Source organism: Paenibacillus sp. Y951 (assembly GCF_056786395.1).
The window spans coordinates 342309-358699 of sequence record NZ_JBXCIY010000002.1 but is presented as its reverse complement, the minus strand read 5'-3'; the positions used below and the strand labels follow the sequence as shown (position 1 = coordinate 358699).

13 protein-coding genes are annotated in these 16391 nt (G+C 39.7%); 5 read left to right on the top strand and 8 right to left on the bottom strand.

Annotated features, from left to right (window positions below):
* The first annotated feature begins 214 nt into the window (after positions 1-214).
* Together AC1TPB_RS04410 and AC1TPB_RS04405 are read left to right on the top strand one after the other, a co-directional pair.
* Positions 215-1192 carry an alpha/beta fold hydrolase gene (locus AC1TPB_RS04410; protein WP_482075370.1) on the top strand — a complete coding sequence of 326 codons (978 nt, stop codon included), beginning with the start codon at positions 215-217 and terminating at the stop codon, positions 1190-1192.
* 97 nt (positions 1193-1289) lie between these two features.
* Positions 1290-2447, top strand: a complete 1158-nt coding sequence (locus tag AC1TPB_RS04405; protein WP_482075369.1) for a serine hydrolase domain-containing protein — start codon at positions 1290-1292, stop codon at positions 2445-2447.
* Between the two features lie 136 nt (positions 2448-2583).
* Here the strand turns inward: AC1TPB_RS04405 and AC1TPB_RS04400 are convergent, their stop codons facing one another.
* The 5 genes from AC1TPB_RS04400 to AC1TPB_RS04380 all read right to left on the bottom strand — a co-directional run bounded on the left by AC1TPB_RS04400 (position 2584) and on the right by AC1TPB_RS04380 (position 6714).
* Entirely contained in the window at positions 2584-3567 is a 984-nt protein-coding gene (locus AC1TPB_RS04400) for an iron-hydroxamate ABC transporter substrate-binding protein (protein WP_482075368.1), read from the bottom strand.
* 87 nt (positions 3568-3654) lie between these two features.
* The gene (locus tag AC1TPB_RS04395; protein WP_482075367.1) at positions 3655-4665 is read right to left on the bottom strand and encodes a FecCD family ABC transporter permease; all 1011 of its coding nucleotides are present in this window, start codon (positions 4663-4665) and stop codon (positions 3655-3657) included.
* On the bottom strand, positions 4665-5672 hold the full coding sequence (locus tag AC1TPB_RS04390; RefSeq protein WP_482075366.1) for a FecCD family ABC transporter permease: 1008 nt from the start codon (positions 5670-5672) through the stop codon (positions 4665-4667). Before AC1TPB_RS04390 ends, AC1TPB_RS04395 begins: the two co-directional genes overlap by 1 nt.
* A 6-nt stretch (positions 5673-5678) precedes the next feature.
* Positions 5679-5918, bottom strand: a complete 240-nt coding sequence (locus AC1TPB_RS04385; RefSeq protein WP_482075365.1) for a hypothetical protein — start codon at positions 5916-5918, stop codon at positions 5679-5681.
* A 1-nt stretch (position 5919) separates the two neighbouring features.
* Positions 5920-6714: an ABC transporter ATP-binding protein gene (locus AC1TPB_RS04380; RefSeq protein ID WP_482075364.1), complete on the bottom strand. Its 795-nt coding sequence runs from the start codon at positions 6712-6714 to the stop codon at positions 5920-5922.
* 165 nt (positions 6715-6879) lie between these two features.
* On the opposite strand from AC1TPB_RS04380, the gene AC1TPB_RS04375 reads away from it, so the two are divergent.
* Entirely contained in the window at positions 6880-7929 is a 1050-nt protein-coding gene (locus AC1TPB_RS04375; RefSeq protein WP_482075363.1) for an NAD(P)/FAD-dependent oxidoreductase, read from the top strand.
* Positions 7930-8091: 162 nt separating this feature from the next.
* Here the strand turns inward: AC1TPB_RS04375 and AC1TPB_RS04370 are convergent, their stop codons facing one another.
* A complete protein-coding gene (locus AC1TPB_RS04370) occupies positions 8092-8922 on the bottom strand; it encodes an AraC family transcriptional regulator (RefSeq protein WP_482075362.1) in 831 nt (276 codons plus the stop codon).
* Complete coding sequence (gene mgrA, locus AC1TPB_RS04365; protein WP_482075454.1) at positions 8919-9908, bottom strand: L-glyceraldehyde 3-phosphate reductase; 990 nt, start codon at positions 9906-9908, stop codon at positions 8919-8921. Before mgrA ends, AC1TPB_RS04370 begins: the two co-directional genes overlap by 4 nt.
* Positions 9909-10187: 279 nt before the next feature.
* Here mgrA and AC1TPB_RS04360 point away from each other — a divergent pair, with 279 nt between their 5' ends.
* On the top strand, positions 10188-11402 hold the full coding sequence (locus AC1TPB_RS04360) for an acyltransferase (RefSeq protein WP_482075361.1): 1215 nt from the start codon (positions 10188-10190) through the stop codon (positions 11400-11402).
* A 421-nt stretch (positions 11403-11823) separates the two neighbouring features.
* Here AC1TPB_RS04360 and AC1TPB_RS04355 read toward each other — a convergent pair whose 3' ends face one another.
* Complete coding sequence (locus AC1TPB_RS04355) at positions 11824-13845, bottom strand: catalase (protein ID WP_482075360.1); 2022 nt, start codon at positions 13843-13845, stop codon at positions 11824-11826.
* A 418-nt stretch (positions 13846-14263) separates the two neighbouring features.
* On the opposite strand from AC1TPB_RS04355, the gene AC1TPB_RS04350 reads away from it, so the two are divergent.
* Positions 14264-16135, top strand: coding sequence for a patatin-like phospholipase family protein (locus AC1TPB_RS04350; RefSeq protein ID WP_482075359.1), 1872 nt, complete (start codon positions 14264-14266; stop codon positions 16133-16135).
* The last annotated feature ends 256 nt before the right edge of the window (positions 16136-16391 follow it).

Genomic DNA, 16391 nt, shown 5'->3' with positions numbered 1-16391 from the left:
GCATTGTTAACCAAAAAAAATATCAATTGAAGCAAATAGTTTTAGAATGTCGGTCGTAGACAACAATAACATTAATATACAACTAAAATACAATAGCGGCTATATCATTTGTTACATTATGGGGTATGATGACTGATGCAAACCTTCTAATTAATTGTTAGAATGATAGATGAGAAAAGTTATAGGGTTATCTATAGAGTAAAGGAAGTGCAGTATGGTTATTATCGGATGTAGTATAGTAGCGGTCATTCTAGCATTACTATGGATTCAAATGCTAATGAATAGACGTAATCAGAATAGATATCATTATGCAGGTAGATTACACACTATTGGCCATAGAAAGTTACATATCCATGTAACAGGTCAAAGAGAAGCGCCTACCGTTGTATTCGATCACGGTAGTGAATACGGTGCTTCCTCACTTACATGGCATATGGTGGCGGAGCGGGTGGAACATTTCTCTAAAGTTGTTACCTATGATCGCGCAGGGTATGGCTTTAGTGATAGTGGCAGCTATCCAAGAACGAGAATGGATCATGTTGATGATTTACATCAATTGTTATTAGCAGAAAAGATTACAGGTCCTGTTATTATTGTAGGTCATGGTTATGGTGCGCTTAATGCACGTTTGTTCGCATATCGTTATCCTAAGCAGGTAAGCGGTATTATTCTAGTTGATGCATTACATGAAGACGAGCATACGAATAAATTTCCTGAGCAGTATATGAAAGAACAACTGAAAATACAGAAGCGGTATAAACGCTACACGCTGTTAAATTATTTTGGAGTTGCAAAAGGATTACTTAGATTACAGCGTCCTTTGCATCAATTATTCAATCATTATCCGCTGGCAATTCGTCAACAAATATGGACGTTAATCGCGTTGAACAAAACAGTGAAAACAATAGCTAATGAGCAAGCTCATATTGAACAAGCATTTAACCAAGTTCGTAAAGTAAAATCTTATAAAAACATTCCTGTTACCGTTATTATTGGCGGTAAAATGGTTGATGATTCGAATGATTTGAAGCAGGCAAGGTATGCTCTAGCAGCACATATGAAAAAATTATCGGAGGAAGGTTTACTTATAGTAGCACCTAATAGTGATCGACATGTGCCGACTGAGCAGCCGGAAGTAGTAGCCGATGCGATACGGCGGATGATTAATCATCTGAAGTCAGAATATGTGTAATATTTTATGTTAAAATATTACAATCACATGATGTAATCGAAGAGAAAACTAGAATAGAGGGCTATCCAAGTGAACTAACGATGAGGAGGCATATAGTATGAATAGATTACATAATATCGATCGTTTATTACAAGGATTTGTAGATAAGGACATCGTAGGCTGTGGTTGTGTCGTTACGAAAAATGGTGAACTTATGTATGAGGGTTATTATGGTTATGCTGACCGTGAGCAAAAGGTATTGATGAATGATCGAAGCATTCATCGACAATACTCGACGACGAAAGTAATTGTATGTACAGCGGCAATGTTACTCTTTGAACGAGGTAAGTTTCTGTTGAACGATCCATTGCATCTATATTTACCTGAATTCAAAGATATGCAAGTCGTTCATACTTCATTGAACGGAAATGTACATGTGAAACCTGCTCAAAATCCAATCCTCGTAAAACATATTTTTGCGATGACTTCAGGAATTCCATACGAATGGGGCGAATCGAAAACGCATCAAGAGTTATCTAAGCTAACGGGTAATCTTAGCAAGCAAGGTCCTTATACATTAGAGCAACTGATTAAGGAGATTGCCAAAGCACCGTTATTATTCGAGCCGGGAACCCGCTATGCATATGGGTATTCACATGATATTGTAGCGAGATTAGTTGAAGTTATAAGTGGAGTAACGATTGAGCAATTTATTCAGCAGGAGCTACTGGATCCACTTCAGATGAATGATACTGGATATCGTTTCAAAAACGATATACAAGCTCGATTAGTACCTTTATATGAGTTGAATACTAGCAACGAATTGGCACCTGCGTGGGCTCGTGGAGATGAAAATTTCGAGCCATCAGCTATTTATAACGGCGGTGGTTTGGGAATATACTCTACACCAAGAGACTATACGAAATTTGCTCAAATGCTTGCAAATGGCGGCGGATTGGGTAAGGATCAAATCATTGGTAAGAAGACGATTGATCTTATTCGTAGTAATCAGCTTAATGCTGCTCAATTAGAGGACTTTACCAATCCATACACTGCTGGCTATGGGTACGGTCTAGGAGTAAGGACGTTGATTGATCCTGCGGCAGCGCATTTTGGTGGTTCTATAGGTGAATTTGGTTGGACAGGTATGTCAGGCACATACGCATTAATCGATCCTGCAGAGCAATTATCTATCGTCTATATGCATCAACGTATTCCTAATATGGAAGTTGAACATCATTTGCGTTTACGTAATATAGTCTATAGTTGTCTATAAAGCTTGTTCAGATAGTATTCTTTCACGCGAAACAATATACGGATCATAGAAAGAGCTTGCGAGTTTTGACTAATTTACCTTCAGAATGATGGAGGTAGACTAATTAACTCGCAAGCTCTTTATTCATCTTAACATTCTAATTTCCAAGAAAACCGTTAATAAACAATTGAAGTTGGAACTCTAAAGTAATCGGATCATTAAAGAAGAAATCTGCAGCGTTAGCTTCGATAACATGACCATTACTTACAGCAGGAATGTTTTTGAAAGTATCTGTTTCTTTGAATGAATTATCAGAACCGTCATCACTTAGTACAATAAAATCACCAGCATATTCTGGAAGTACTTCTACAGATAGTGCATAGTAGCCATCGGCAAGTGCCATCTCAGCTACTTTATCTGTCATACCAAGCCCCATTTCTTGATAAAGTACTTCTGTTCCACGTCCCCAGTTATTGCCGAATACAGCCATTTGTTTGGCATAGTGTTCAATAACGGTCACTGTCACCTCATCACCGTGCTTAGCTTTCGCATCTTGACCAGCCTGCTTGGCACGAGCTTTGAAGTCATCAACCCAGTCTTGAGCCTCAGCCTCTTTACCTACTAATTTACCAATTTCAACATGTTGAGATAAATAATCTAAAGCATTGTAAGTATAAGTAATCGTCGGAGCAATTTCCTTATACTTCTCTAAATTTGCTGTAGTTGAAGACGCAATAATTAAATCTGGTTCGAGGTTAAGAACGCCTTCAACATCATCCTCTGATATAATTGCGACATCCTTTAGTTGATCTGTAAAGAGTGAACTACCAATTGCCCAGCTGTCAACGCCAACAACAGGGACACCTAATGCTAGTACGTTACCAACATAACCAGATGAAAGCATGACAACGCGCTGCGGATGAGCAGGTACTTTAATAGGACCATACTCAGACTGATAGGTTACCATTTGAGGTTCAGTAGTAGCTGCTTCTTGCTGACTATTATTTGCTGCATTGCTATTGCTATTAGATGTAGTAGCATTGCTAGTGTTGCTACTCGGATTATTCGTTGTGTTATTACTCCCGCAAGCGGCGATGATAAGCATGAATACGATTAATAGTGGCATGAATACTTTTCTCAATATAATTCTCTCCTCTTTGAAAAACCTCTTATAATAACTTATAGGTAAGCAGGTAGATACTTTACTGCGAGCTCTTTCATTATCTAACTAAATTTTTCTCATTAGTAAATAGACGAAGTATGGCGCACCGATAATCGCGACCATAATCCCTGCTGGTAAACTTGTCGGTTGAAATAATAGACGACTAAGTAGATCAGCAATTATTAATAAGAGTCCGCCAAGCAGTAAACATACGGGCATAAATAACTGATGTCTTGGACCAACAATCGCTTTAGCGATATGCGGAGCCATTAATCCAACAAAGGCTACACTACCAGCAACAGAAACAGCAGAAGCAGCTAATGCGACAGCAGTTAACATTAATGTGATACGTTCTCTATTCAAAGAGATACCAAGTCCAATTGCTGCTGGTTCACTCATGGTGAGAATATTGAGTCGGTTAGCTTTGTATAACGTATACGGAATTAATAGTAATAACCACGGCAGTAACGACCATATATACGGCCAATCGGCCCCCCATATATTACCCGACATCCATTTCGTAATAAATTCAACCTTGAACGGATCAACAGCAGAGAATATAAAAATCATAATGCCAGACAATGCCATCGAAACGCCGACACCGATTAATATTAAGCGGATAGGCTGTAGTCCTGTGCCTCTCTCATAAGAGAAAATATAGATGATAATCGCTGTAATTACTGCTCCACCGAATGCTGCAAGTGGTAGTAGAAAAGTTAGGCTTAGTACTTGTGTTGGAACATACAAGTAAAATAACGCTACACCAATACCAGCACCTGAATGTATGCCAATAATTCCTGGATCAGCGAGATCATTACGCGTTACACTTTGCAAAATTGCTCCGGATAGTGCCAGTGCCATACCAGCAAGCAACGTAACGATAATTCTGGGCAATCTCACTTCGAATAAAGTAAAGCTTTCTTTAAAACTACCGTCACCGAACAATGTAGGGAATAGACGATCGAAGCCAAGGGCCGACGATCCTGTCCCTATGCCAACAATAAATGTAGCAAGTAGTAGTATCGTAAGGACAAGCATAGTAAGACGTTGCTTTCTTGTTTGACGAGCGAGTAGCATTAGAAGCTGCGACCTCCTTTGCGAACGATAAGTAAGAAGAAAGGAAGCCCCATAATTGCCACGATGGCAGCTGCGGGCGTTTCGTATGGTGAAGTAACAATTCTACCGAGTAAGTCGGCAAGCACCATAAAGGTTGAACCGATAAAGATTGACATTGGCAAAATGTAGCGATAATCATTACCCACAACTGCTCGCACCATATGCGGAATCATAAGACCAATAAAGGCCATATTACCAACAAGGGCGACGGAGGAACCAGCTAATATAACGACTACGGTGAACAAAATAATTTTCACTCTAGTTACCTTCTGTCCTAATCCAGTAGCCGCTTCTTCATCTAAACTTAAGAGCGTTAATGATCTCGAATAGTAAAGCGCAATAAGAATACCAATAATGATAAATGGCGTAATGATACTTATTTGTGACCATGTAGTACCAATCAAGCCACCTGAAGTCCACATTGAAACTCGCTTTGTAATCTGAAAGTGCAGTCCAATGCCTTCTGTTATCGCACTAAGGAAAGCGGTAATTGCAGCACCAGCTAATACAATCCGAAGTGGAGAGAAGCCGCCGCGCTTGGCAGAACCAATTGCCAGGACTAGCATAACGCTAATACCAGCACCGATAAAACAAACCCAAACCGTTGTAAACGTACTTATTGTAGGGAGTAGCACAATAGATACAGCGAGAGCTAAGTTAGCTCCCGCAGATAAACCCAATAATCCAGGATCTGCTAATGGATTGCGAGTCGTTCCTTGCATAATAGCACCTGCGATGGCAAGTGCTGCGCCAATGAGCATAGCTGCCACAGCACGAGGAATACGGATTTCTTCAAGCATCGTTATTTTCTCGTTGCTGACAGATGTGAATAGAGCATGATATACATCGCTAAGCGTAGTTTCCGCTGCTCCGAACGTGATCGCAACGAGAAATACAATAATAGTTAAGCAAGCAGCAATAACTAATTGAAGAGCGAAAGGTATTTGCAGCCATGATCGCTTCATCATGACTTCCTATTCTCCAAGAAAACCATCAACAAAAAGTTGAAGTTGGAAATCTAAAGTAACCTCAGATTCATAGGTTACGAGTTGAGCCTCAGTAGTCGTTGTTTCTTCTTGCTGACTATTATTCGCAGCAACATTGCTAGAATTGTTAGGTGTGCTGTTACTAGTAGTATTAGTTGTGTTATTACTACCGCAAGCGGCGATGGCAAGCATGAATACGATTAATAATGGCATAAATATTTTTCTCAATTTAATTCTCTCCTTTTAGTAACTCATAGGTAATACACATTGGCTTGCCAGTCCTCGGATCAGTTCCGATCTCAGCATCGATATGATAGACTTCCTTCAAAACCTCATGTGTAATAACTTCTTGTGCACTACCACGCTTCACGATATGACCATCTCGCATAGCAATCACATAATCGGCAAAACGAGCAGCATGATTTAAATCGTGTAAAACCATAATGATTGTTCGCTGCTGATTGACATTAAGCTGTTGCAGCAGTTCAAGCACTTCAAGCTGATGAGCCATATCAAGATAGGTGGTTGGTTCATCAAGGAAGATCATATCTGTCTCTTGCGCTAACGCCATCGCAATCCAGACACGTTGACGCTGACCACCTGATAAGGCATCGACACTACGATGTTTATAATCTTTCGTGCCTGTTACCTCGAGTGCCCAATCAATCACATCATAATCCTGTTTTGAAAGTCTACCAAAGCCTGATTGATAAGGGAATCTTCCGTATGAAACAAGCTCACCTACCGTTAGACCAGAGGAATGTTCTTGTGTTTGTGGGAGGATGGCGAGCTTCTGCGCTAATATTTTTGTATGCTCTGAAGCGATCGTTTTTCCATCTAACACAATTTGACCAGATTTATGCGCAATAATTCTTGTCATTGCTTTAAGTAATGTAGATTTTCCACAGCCATTAGAGCCAATAATAGCTGTTATTTTTTGATCAGGTATTTCCACAGAAAGCTGATCAATAATAGTATGTTCTCCATATGCGACAGTAAGTTCTTTGGTAAGCAGGCGAACCATTGTTTTCCCCCTTAGGAAGATAAATTGTGAGAAATAAGAAAATTAACAAAAAAACTAATTGATAACGATTATCATTTTCGTTATAATGATATAGAATTATAGTCGACATTGTCAATGATAAATTTTGGATACGAATATAACCTACTTAAATAAGGAGTTAAAATAATGAATAATATAGAACTATACGATATAACGATAATTGGTGGAGGTCCCTCAGGATTGTATTCTGCTTTTTACAGTGGTTTACGTGAAATGAAGACTAAAATTATTGATTTCCAACCTGAGCTTGGCGGTAAGCTGCATGTATACCCTGAGAAATTAATATGGGATGTTGGAGGGATTCCACCCATTCCGTGTGCGCAGTTAATTGAGCGATTAACGAAGCAAGCGATGGTGTTCAATCCAGAAATTGTGCTGGATACGAAGGTTGAACGTATCGAAAAAGTAGACAATCAATTTATTATTCACACATCTACGGGAATGAAGCATTATTCCAAAACCGTATTTATCGCTACTGGAAGTGGAATTTTAAAACCACAAAAATTAGAAATAGAAGGTGCAGAGCGCTTTGAAATTAGTAATTTACATTATACGATCAAATCATTCAAACCTTTCCATAATAAAACGGTAATGATCTCAGGCGGTGGAAACGCTGCTCTAGATTGGGCAAATGAATTAGTAGGCGTAGCTGCTCAAGTGATACTGACGTATCGCAAAGATCAGATGAAGGGGCATGAAGCTCATGTTACGAAGCTGATGGAAAGTAATGTGCAATGCTGCTTCAATACGACCATTACAAAGCTGATAGCAAATGATCAGAAGTCAGCGATTGAGAGAGTGGAGTTAACGAATGCTGATACGGGAGAAAAACAGATTGTAGAAGTCGATGAAGTAGTTATTAGTCATGGCTACGAGCAGGATGTTTCGTTAATGGAGAATAGTCCGCTTCAATTAGCTATGAAGGATAATTACTACATAGCAGGTAATTCGCATTGTGAAACCTCGGTTGCTGGAGTATATGCGGTAGGAGATATTGTAGCCTATGATGGTAAGCTTAATCTCATTGCAGGTACATTCCAAGATGCGGCTAATGCAGTGAATAAAGCGAAAAGCTACATCGTGCCTGATGCCAAGACTAATGGTATGGTTTCTTCTCATAATGAGCTGTTCAAGGAACGAAATAAAGAAATTGTTCAACATATGCTAGTCAGATAAGGGGATAATCAATCATTGAACCTACATCGATTGGAGCACTGCACTGTTAATGTAGCTATAGTAGTAAGTAAAGAAAGAAAGGGCATCAAAAGGTCATTTTTAATGACCTCTGTGATGCCCTTTGCGACAGTTTATAATATATATAGCCGATAGTTGTAGCATTTAACTATTCAGTAACTGTCTTTCACGATAATGAGTAGGTGAGTATTGCATCGTCTTCTTGAACATTTTGGAGAATAGAAGCGGGTCTTCATATCCAACAGAGCGGGCAATATCACCGATCGTTAGCTGTACATTACTTAATAATTCACAAGCTTTTCGCATTCGGAAAGCAATGAGATAGTCCTGTAAACTACTATTCATAACCTCTTTGAATATCGAACTAAGATAGCTACGTTGCAAGCCGATGAAGCTAGCAATAGATTGGACAGTAATTTTATTAGCATAATTTATTTCAATAAAATGAACGACCTGGGCAATGTAGTGTTCTTTGCTATTTTCTCGAAGCTTATAGGCAAGCTGTGAACCACGACATTCTACTAAGATTGATAGCCATAAATAAAGCAAACCCGTTAGTTTCAATTCACGACCAGCTACTATATGTTTAGACTCCATCATTTGATCAATACTGCAATTGAAAAAATCAACTTTATCACAATCATATATTGGTGCTTCATCTGATAGCTCTGCTTGCTTCAATAAGGTTGGAGCCTTTATGCCATGGAATCCGATCCAACAATATTTCCAAGGATCATTCTGGTCTGCCTGATAAAATGTAATCGTTCCAGGACTTACTAGAAATCCTTGCCCAGCATGTAGATGATATCTTTTTCCATTAACCTCGAATATTCCTTTGCCTTCAAGGATGTAGTGGAATTTATAATACTCGCGCATGGCAGGACCGAAGGAGTGACCAGGCGTACATTGTTCACGACCATATTGAATTAAGTACAGATCAAGCTGATGAAGATGCTGTGGTAGAAATTCGATCATCGTGCGATAGCGTCAATACGAGCAAGCTCTTTACTTGTAAATTCAAGATTTTGCAGTGCGGCAACATTTTCCTCGATTTGACTAACTCGACTTGCACCGATAAGTGCGGAAGTGACTTTACCACCTCGTAACACCCAAGCTAATGCCATTTGCGCTAAGCTTTGTCCACGCTCGGTAGCAATCTCATTCAATTGTATAGCAATATTTACTTTCTTTTCAGAAATACTATCCTCATTCAAGAATACGGAATGGCCAGCTGCACGGGAATCCTCAGGGATACCATTCAAATATTTATTCGTAAGTGCACCTTGCGCTAGTGGCACAAAAGCGATTGTACCAATGCCTTCTTCTGCTAATACATCCTGCAAACCGTCCTCAATCCAGCGATCGATAATAGAATAGCTTGGCTGATGAATTAAGCATGGTGTGCCTAATTCTTTCAATACTTTTGAAGCAGCAGCCGTTTGCTCAGCATTGTAGTTAGATAGACCAACATATAATGCTTTACCTTGACGAACAAGCAGGTCTAGCGCTGCCATCGTTTCTTCAATTGGTGTATTTGGATCTGGACGATGATGATAGTAAATATCAACATAATCTAGTCCTAGACGTTTCAAGCTTTGATCCAAGCTCGCAACCATATACTTCTTAGAGCCGAAGTTACCATAAGGACCAGCCCACATGTCATAACCTGCTTTTGTTGAGATAATAAGCTCATCACGATATGGAGCCATATCCAGCTTAAGCATTTTTCCGAAGTTTTCTTCAGCAGAACCAGCTGGAGGTCCGTAGTTGTTCGCAATATCAAAATGCGTAATGCCAAGATCGAAGGCACGACGAACCATAGCTCGTCCATTCTCAAATACATCTTTTCCTCCAAAATTATGCCAAAGCCCTAAAGAAATTGCCGGTAAAAGTAATCCACTATTGCCGCAACGATTGTATTTCATATCTGCATAACGCTGTTCATTAGCTGTATAAGTCATCATAATTCCCCCTAAAACTTTTTGTGAGTCTCTTGCGAACAAAAAGTATTATCATAATAAATAAGTATAGACTACCCATTTATTATGAGCAATTTCCAAGCAAAAACATATAGTTAAACGTCTTATTGATATGGCATAATGCACGATTGTTTCACGCTGGAATATTAATACCATAATCTAAAAATTGATTATTTTCACTGATAGGGTGTATCATGGAGAGTGTAAAAAAATTGATATATTTGAATTGTACAAGTTTTGGAACAACGAAAGGAGCTCATCATGAGTCAGTTACTAAGCGCAAAACGTGACAATATACCTCAGTTATCTATTGTTCGCGCCATTGCTATTCTAGGTGTATTAAGTATTCATTCTACCTCCGTAGCAGTAAGTACGGGAATGATAGATTCCGATTGGTTTTTTCTTTATAATTTTGCAAACATCTTTTTGAAGTTCGGGACAACGACATTTATCTTTTTAAGTAGTTTTGTTTTGTTCTACAATTACTATAATAGACCCTTCACCGCAAAATTAGTTACGAGTTTCTATCAGAAGCGATTAATATATATCATTATACCTTATGTCTCTTTTTCACTTTTTTACTTTGGATTGAAGCTTTATTTATATCCGGGAAGCTATCCATTAATTTTCGGGAATGGTTTCTCATTTGGAGAAATGATGCTTGCTTTAGGTGATCGTCTGATGCATGGTACGGCGCATACACATTTATATTTCGTCTATATAAGCATTCAATTTTATTTATTATTTCCGTTGTTTTTATGGTTTTTCAAAAAATATCCGAAGCTTACTCATTGGTTATTGCTTATCGGGATTATCGTTCAATGGGGCTTCTTCCTAGTGAATAAATACGGTCTGGAAACACCGGTTACAGCGCGCGGTAGCTGGTCGCTAAGTTACTTTACGTACTATTTCTTAGGTGCATACTTAGGAATTTATTATGACAAATGGAAACAGTGGATCATTATCGCGAAAGAAAATGTAACGAAGAAACGAGTGTTAGGCTGGATTGTATTTGGACTAATCTGGTTAAGCTCAGGTCTAGGGCATGTTTATATGTGGTATGAAACTAGATTGAAGCTAGATAGTTATAATTCAACAATGTTTGATCTGGTATGGAACATTCATACGTTAACAACAGCAATTATTTTGATGCAAATAGCTTTCATTATTTATAGAAAATCAGCAAAATCGATAGTAAATGTATTAACACGATTAGGTGAAGTATCGTTTGGCGTATACTTGTTCCATCCATTCTTATTACTGATCTATCGTGCATATCCACCGCAAACTGGAACTAGTATGATTCATCACGCATGGTATGTTGGTGGCTTCCTATTTGCATTAATAGGTTCTTGGATTGTTGTGGAGCTTGTTGTACGCTTTATTCCGCAAAGCTGGGTTATCTTTGGCAGTATTAAGAAAAAGAAAGCATTAAAACCGCAAACGCGCGAAAATACGCGTAATATTCAAATGTAGTTTTCCCTATAGAGAAGCATTCATACAATGTCATACGAATAAGCCGCATCCATACTCTCCCTTCTATATGAAGAGAGAGGTGGGTGCGGCTTTTGTATTGGTAACTATTCGATGCCAAATATGCTACGTCAGCATATTCTTAGTGATTGCAAAGCAATGAAACGAAACCCAGCAACGTGTACGGCACGAGTACACAAGCGATCAACTGCGAAACTTAAAATGAAAGTTTTGAACTACCTCTTTCAATAAAGGCTCAAAACATTCGCTTGTCAGCACCAAGAAGATGCCCCACAGCGAAAACGAGTAGCACAGTGTACGTAATTGGTACACGAGCACACGCAGGCTTTCGATGGGGAGGCATATTCGCCGTCGACTAAGCTACGCCAGCATATCCATCGTGATCACAAATGGATGTTTTGAGCTACCTCTCCCAGAAGCGTTGTTGTGCTATCGCTTCGACAAATCTTGTCCCCATCGCCTTTCCTGCTGTAGAAGCTTGGATAACGCCAGGTTGATCAGCAATTTGCAATTGCGTTAATATCGACTCATAGTCTTGAAGTGAAGCGATTGGTTTATATTGCTGATAAGTATCAAGTATGAATGGTTTGATCAGCCCGGCATGCTCCAACCCTCCAGCAATAATCAATCCATCGAATAGGCAAGGGTCTGTATTGAAAAATGTATCCTGTACCGTCCATTCCCCGTTCTCGTGATCAAGTACATTGCCTAAACGCTCTCCAACGAAGCGATATTGAACCATATCCTTGTTCAACGCATCTAATATTGGTTGTAGTTGATCAGCTAGCACAGTATCCGAAATAACGATTGCCACTTTACGAGTGCGGGCTGATTTGGGAGATTGATCGACACTTAGCGCAGGTGAGGCCTTCGTATTAAGCTTCTCGGGAGCTTGTTCTTGCTTGTCCACATAAGAAATGCCAATTCGCTCAGCTACATACTGTACAAGCTCTGAGCTGACATTAGCAAACATATCAACGACCTGCTGCTGAACGGATTTACTTTTCACTTTACTGAGTTCAAAGGTGAACGCATCTTTTATATGTTGTTTCTCGATGTCGCTCATACTATTCCAGAACATCGTCGCTTGGGAGAAATGGTCTTTGAAGCTATCAGCACGTGCTTTAATAACACGACCTTCAACCTTTTCTTGATAATGCTCAAATCCACCTCCGGCTAAAGTAGCCGGCCTGGGTGTATGATCGAATAAAGAATTACTGTTATAGCTCACTTGTCCAACATTGATCGTCTGTCTGCCAAATCCATCGCGCATATTGTTGTGGAACGGGCAAACAGGTCGATTGATCGGCAACTCATGAAAATTAGGTCCGCCTAGACGGATAAGCTGTGTATCTGTGTATGAGAATAAACGCCCCTGCAGCAGCGGATCATTGGTAAAATCGATACCTGGCACAATATTGCCAACGTGGAAGGCAACCTGTTCAGTTTCAGCAAACACATTATCGACATTACGATCAAGTGTTAATTTACCAACGATTTGCACGGGTACATCTTCTTCAGGCCATATTTTTGTCGGATCGAGAATATCGAAAGGGAATTTGAATTCCTCATCTTCAGCAATAATTTGTAGACCAAGCTCGTATTCCACAACATTGCCCATCCCAATGTTTTCCCAAAGATCACGGCGAAGAAAATCTGGATCATAGCCTGCAACCTTCTGATACTCTTTCCATATTTGCGATTGTCTACCTAGTAGCGGCTTCCAGTGGAATTTGACAAAATGCGCTTCACCTTGCTCATTAATAAGTCTAAACGTATGTACGCCGAAACCTTCCATCATCCGAAAACTACGTGGCAGTGCTCGCTCAGACATAACCCACATAATCATATGAGCAGACTCTTGATTATTGGCTACAAAGTCCCAAAATGTATCATGAGCGGAAGAGGCTTGTGGCATTTCATTATGTGGCTCGGGTTTTACAGCATGAATAACATCAGGAAATTTAATCGCATCTTGAATAAAAAACACCGGCATATTATTGCCTACAAGATCGTAATTTCCTTCCTCCGTATAAAATTTGGTAGCAAATCCGCGTACATCGCGAACGGTATCTGCGGAGCCTTTTGAACCTGCGACCGTTGAAAAACGAGTGAACACAGGAGTAGTAATCGAAGGGTCACAAAGAAACTTAGCTTTCGTATAGCGTGCTAATGATTCGTATACTTTGAAATGTCCATGTGCTGCGAAGCCGCGAGCATGTACGACACGTTCAGGGATACGCTCATGATCAAAATGCGTCATTTTCTGCCTAAAGTAGAAATCTTCAATAAGTGTAGGACCACGAACACCTGCTTTGAGCGAGAATTCGTCATCAGTAACTTTAAGACCTTCATTCGTAGTTAATATTTTTCCTTCATCATGAACTCTATAATGCTCTAGTTGTTCGTCTTTACGATTGCTCATCTTAATACCCCTCCATATGACTTTAATAGCTTTAGGGATATTATGGCTAATATTAGTATTATTATTCTACCGCGAAGCTAAGCGGTTAATAATCAATATTCAACGGTCAATAGTTCAGGCCAGTCGTATATATGGTAGGGTGCAGAATATCGCCATTCGCAAATTTCCGCAGCATGATCTTCAGGCATAGTAATAAGTGAATATGGTGGGGTAATGGTTATCATAAGTTAAGCTCCAATCGTATAAGGGGTAATTTCTATGGATGGACTTTTCATTATTTACTATTATAAAGCAAGAGTCTATAGTTATAAGAGAGTGTGTACCTTATCATTTTGAACAATAGATTATTGTAATTATGAAATAGATGTAATATTAAGTATCGGAAATTAATGATGACAAAAGGAGAATAATAACTTACATGATTGATAGATTACAGAAGCTTCCCTTATTTCAGCAAATGAGTGAAGAGGAACTACAGCAACTATTACCTTACATATCAAGTGAGTTTTTTCAGCAGGATGTAACTATTATACAACAAGGGCATATCGGAGCAAGACTGTACATCATTGAAGCAGGAACGGTAGATATATCGTTGGAGCAACCGAGCGATATTCATATTGCAACACTTACAGTTGGAGACTTTTTTGGTGAAATGTCTTGTCTTACAGGAGATCCGATTAGCGCGAAAGTTACCGCTAGATCAGATGTACAAGCTTTTGCATTAAGTAGAGATGGTATGCTAAGTCTGATGAATAGTAGCGCAGTGTTTCGTCAGCATATGATCGAGGCAATGGTTAAACGTATTCAGCAATCTAATGTAAGAGTAAGTGAAGAATATTCGAAAAGCTTATATTTATTAAAGCGAAATGAACTAGATGATCGAGATCGTTACGGTGAATTGGTCGGTAACAGTGATCATATGGTGAAAATTCGCTCATTAATTAAGCGGTATAGCAATGAAGCGGGGATTATCGTTGTTACTGGTGAGGCTGGCGTAGGCAAGCAGCATGTAGCGAAGCGGCTACATTATACCTCCAGCCGTCAATCAGAGCCGATGATCGCTGTAGATGCCGTGCAGTTTCAATGGAGTGAATGGGATTCGCTCGTAGCAGCAAGTCAAAGAGGGACATTATTGCTTGAACATATCGAACAATTAGATCAAGCGACGATTCAACAATTAGTTGAGCGGAGCGGACAAATGCATCTGATTATGACTTGCTGCGAAGACCGAGTGTTAGCAGACTGCCATATGATAGCGATTGAGCCATTACGTGAACGAGCGGAAGATATACCGCTTTTGGCAAAGTATTATTTGCAGAAGACACAACATACAGCAACGAATGAACAGCTGTCAGAGTCGATATCGGAAGAGGCACTTCGAATGCTGGCACTTTTCCCATATCTAACACAAAATATAGCAGAGCTGATTGCAATTGTGGAAGCAGCCTATATTGTAAGTGAAGGTCGAACGATTCAAAGCTCACATCTGAAATTCAATCGTTCGCGAAAGCAAGGCACAAGACCGACCGTCGGCTTAGCGCTTGGCAGTGGTGCATTGCGCGGCATGTCACATATCGGGGTGATTCGCTCGCTACAGCAAGCAGAAATTCCGATTGATATTATTGCAGGAACAAGTGCAGGTTCATTAGTTGGTGGAGCTTTTGCAGCTGGAATGACGGTCAATGAACTGGAAAAAGCTGTGATGAAGCTGAAATGGAACAATATCGTTAGTCCCACCTTTCCCAAAAAATCAATTGTACATAATGATCCATTAGTAGGTTTTATTGAAAGCTACTTAGGTGATATTCAAATCGAGCAATTGTCGATACCATTTGCCGCAGTTGCATCGGATTCTAATACAGGTGAGGCACATATTATGCGTAAAGGTTCGTTAGCGAGAGCGATCGCAGCGAGTACAGCTATTCCAGCGGTAATGCGGCCTGTGGAATATCAAGGGAAAACACTTGTAGATGGTGCCCTTGTGCATCCCGTTCCTGCGGCATTAACAAGAAGTATGGGCGCTGATATTGTCATTGCAGTCGATGTATGCTCACAAGACTTTACGAAAGGTCCGCCTACGAATTTTGTGAAATCCTTGCTCAATACGATCGATATTATGAGTGCGAAGATAGTGAAGGAAGAACTTCAAATGGCTGATGTCGTTATTCGACCCCAATTAGATCATATTCAAAATGGCTTCAAAGATTTCAAACAATATATTGATGAAGGCGAGCAAATTACGAGGGATTATGTAGAGCATATTCGACGACAGTACCATTTTCTCGCATAGAGGATTGGTGCTGGTGCATCGAAACAAAGCAAAAAGTTTCGTTAATATGCACCATATGGAGCTGGTGCATCGAAACAAAGCAAAAAGTTTCGTTAATATGCACCATACGGAGCTGGTGCATCGAAATAAAGCAAAAAGTTTCGTTAATATGCACCATACGGATCTGGTGCATCGAAATTAAGCAAAAAGTTTCGTTAATATGCACCATACGGAGCTGGTGCATCGAAACAAAGCAAAAAGTTTCGTTAATATGCAC

Coding starts and splice junctions, on each gene's coding strand:
- AC1TPB_RS04410 (WP_482075370.1), top strand. CDS start 215: ATGGTTATTATCGGATGTAGTATAGTAGCGGTCATTCTAGCATTACTA.
- AC1TPB_RS04405 (WP_482075369.1), top strand. CDS start 1,290: ATGAATAGATTACATAATATCGATCGTTTATTACAAGGATTTGTAGAT.
- AC1TPB_RS04395 (WP_482075367.1), bottom strand. CDS start 4,665: ATGCTACTCGCTCGTCAAACAAGAAAGCAACGTCTTACTATGCTTGTC.
- AC1TPB_RS04390 (WP_482075366.1), bottom strand. CDS start 5,672: ATGATGAAGCGATCATGGCTGCAAATACCTTTCGCTCTTCAATTAGTT.
- AC1TPB_RS04380 (WP_482075364.1), bottom strand. CDS start 6,714: ATGGTTCGCCTGCTTACCAAAGAACTTACTGTCGCATATGGAGAACAT.
- AC1TPB_RS04375 (WP_482075363.1), top strand. CDS start 6,880: ATGAATAATATAGAACTATACGATATAACGATAATTGGTGGAGGTCCC.
- AC1TPB_RS04370 (WP_482075362.1), bottom strand. CDS start 8,922: ATGATCGAATTTCTACCACAGCATCTTCATCAGCTTGATCTGTACTTA.
- mgrA (WP_482075454.1), bottom strand. CDS start 9,908: ATGACTTATACAGCTAATGAACAGCGTTATGCAGATATGAAATACAAT.
- AC1TPB_RS04360 (WP_482075361.1), top strand. CDS start 10,188: ATGAGTCAGTTACTAAGCGCAAAACGTGACAATATACCTCAGTTATCT.
- AC1TPB_RS04355 (WP_482075360.1), bottom strand. CDS start 13,845: ATGAGCAATCGTAAAGACGAACAACTAGAGCATTATAGAGTTCATGAT.
- AC1TPB_RS04350 (WP_482075359.1), top strand. CDS start 14,264: ATGATTGATAGATTACAGAAGCTTCCCTTATTTCAGCAAATGAGTGAA.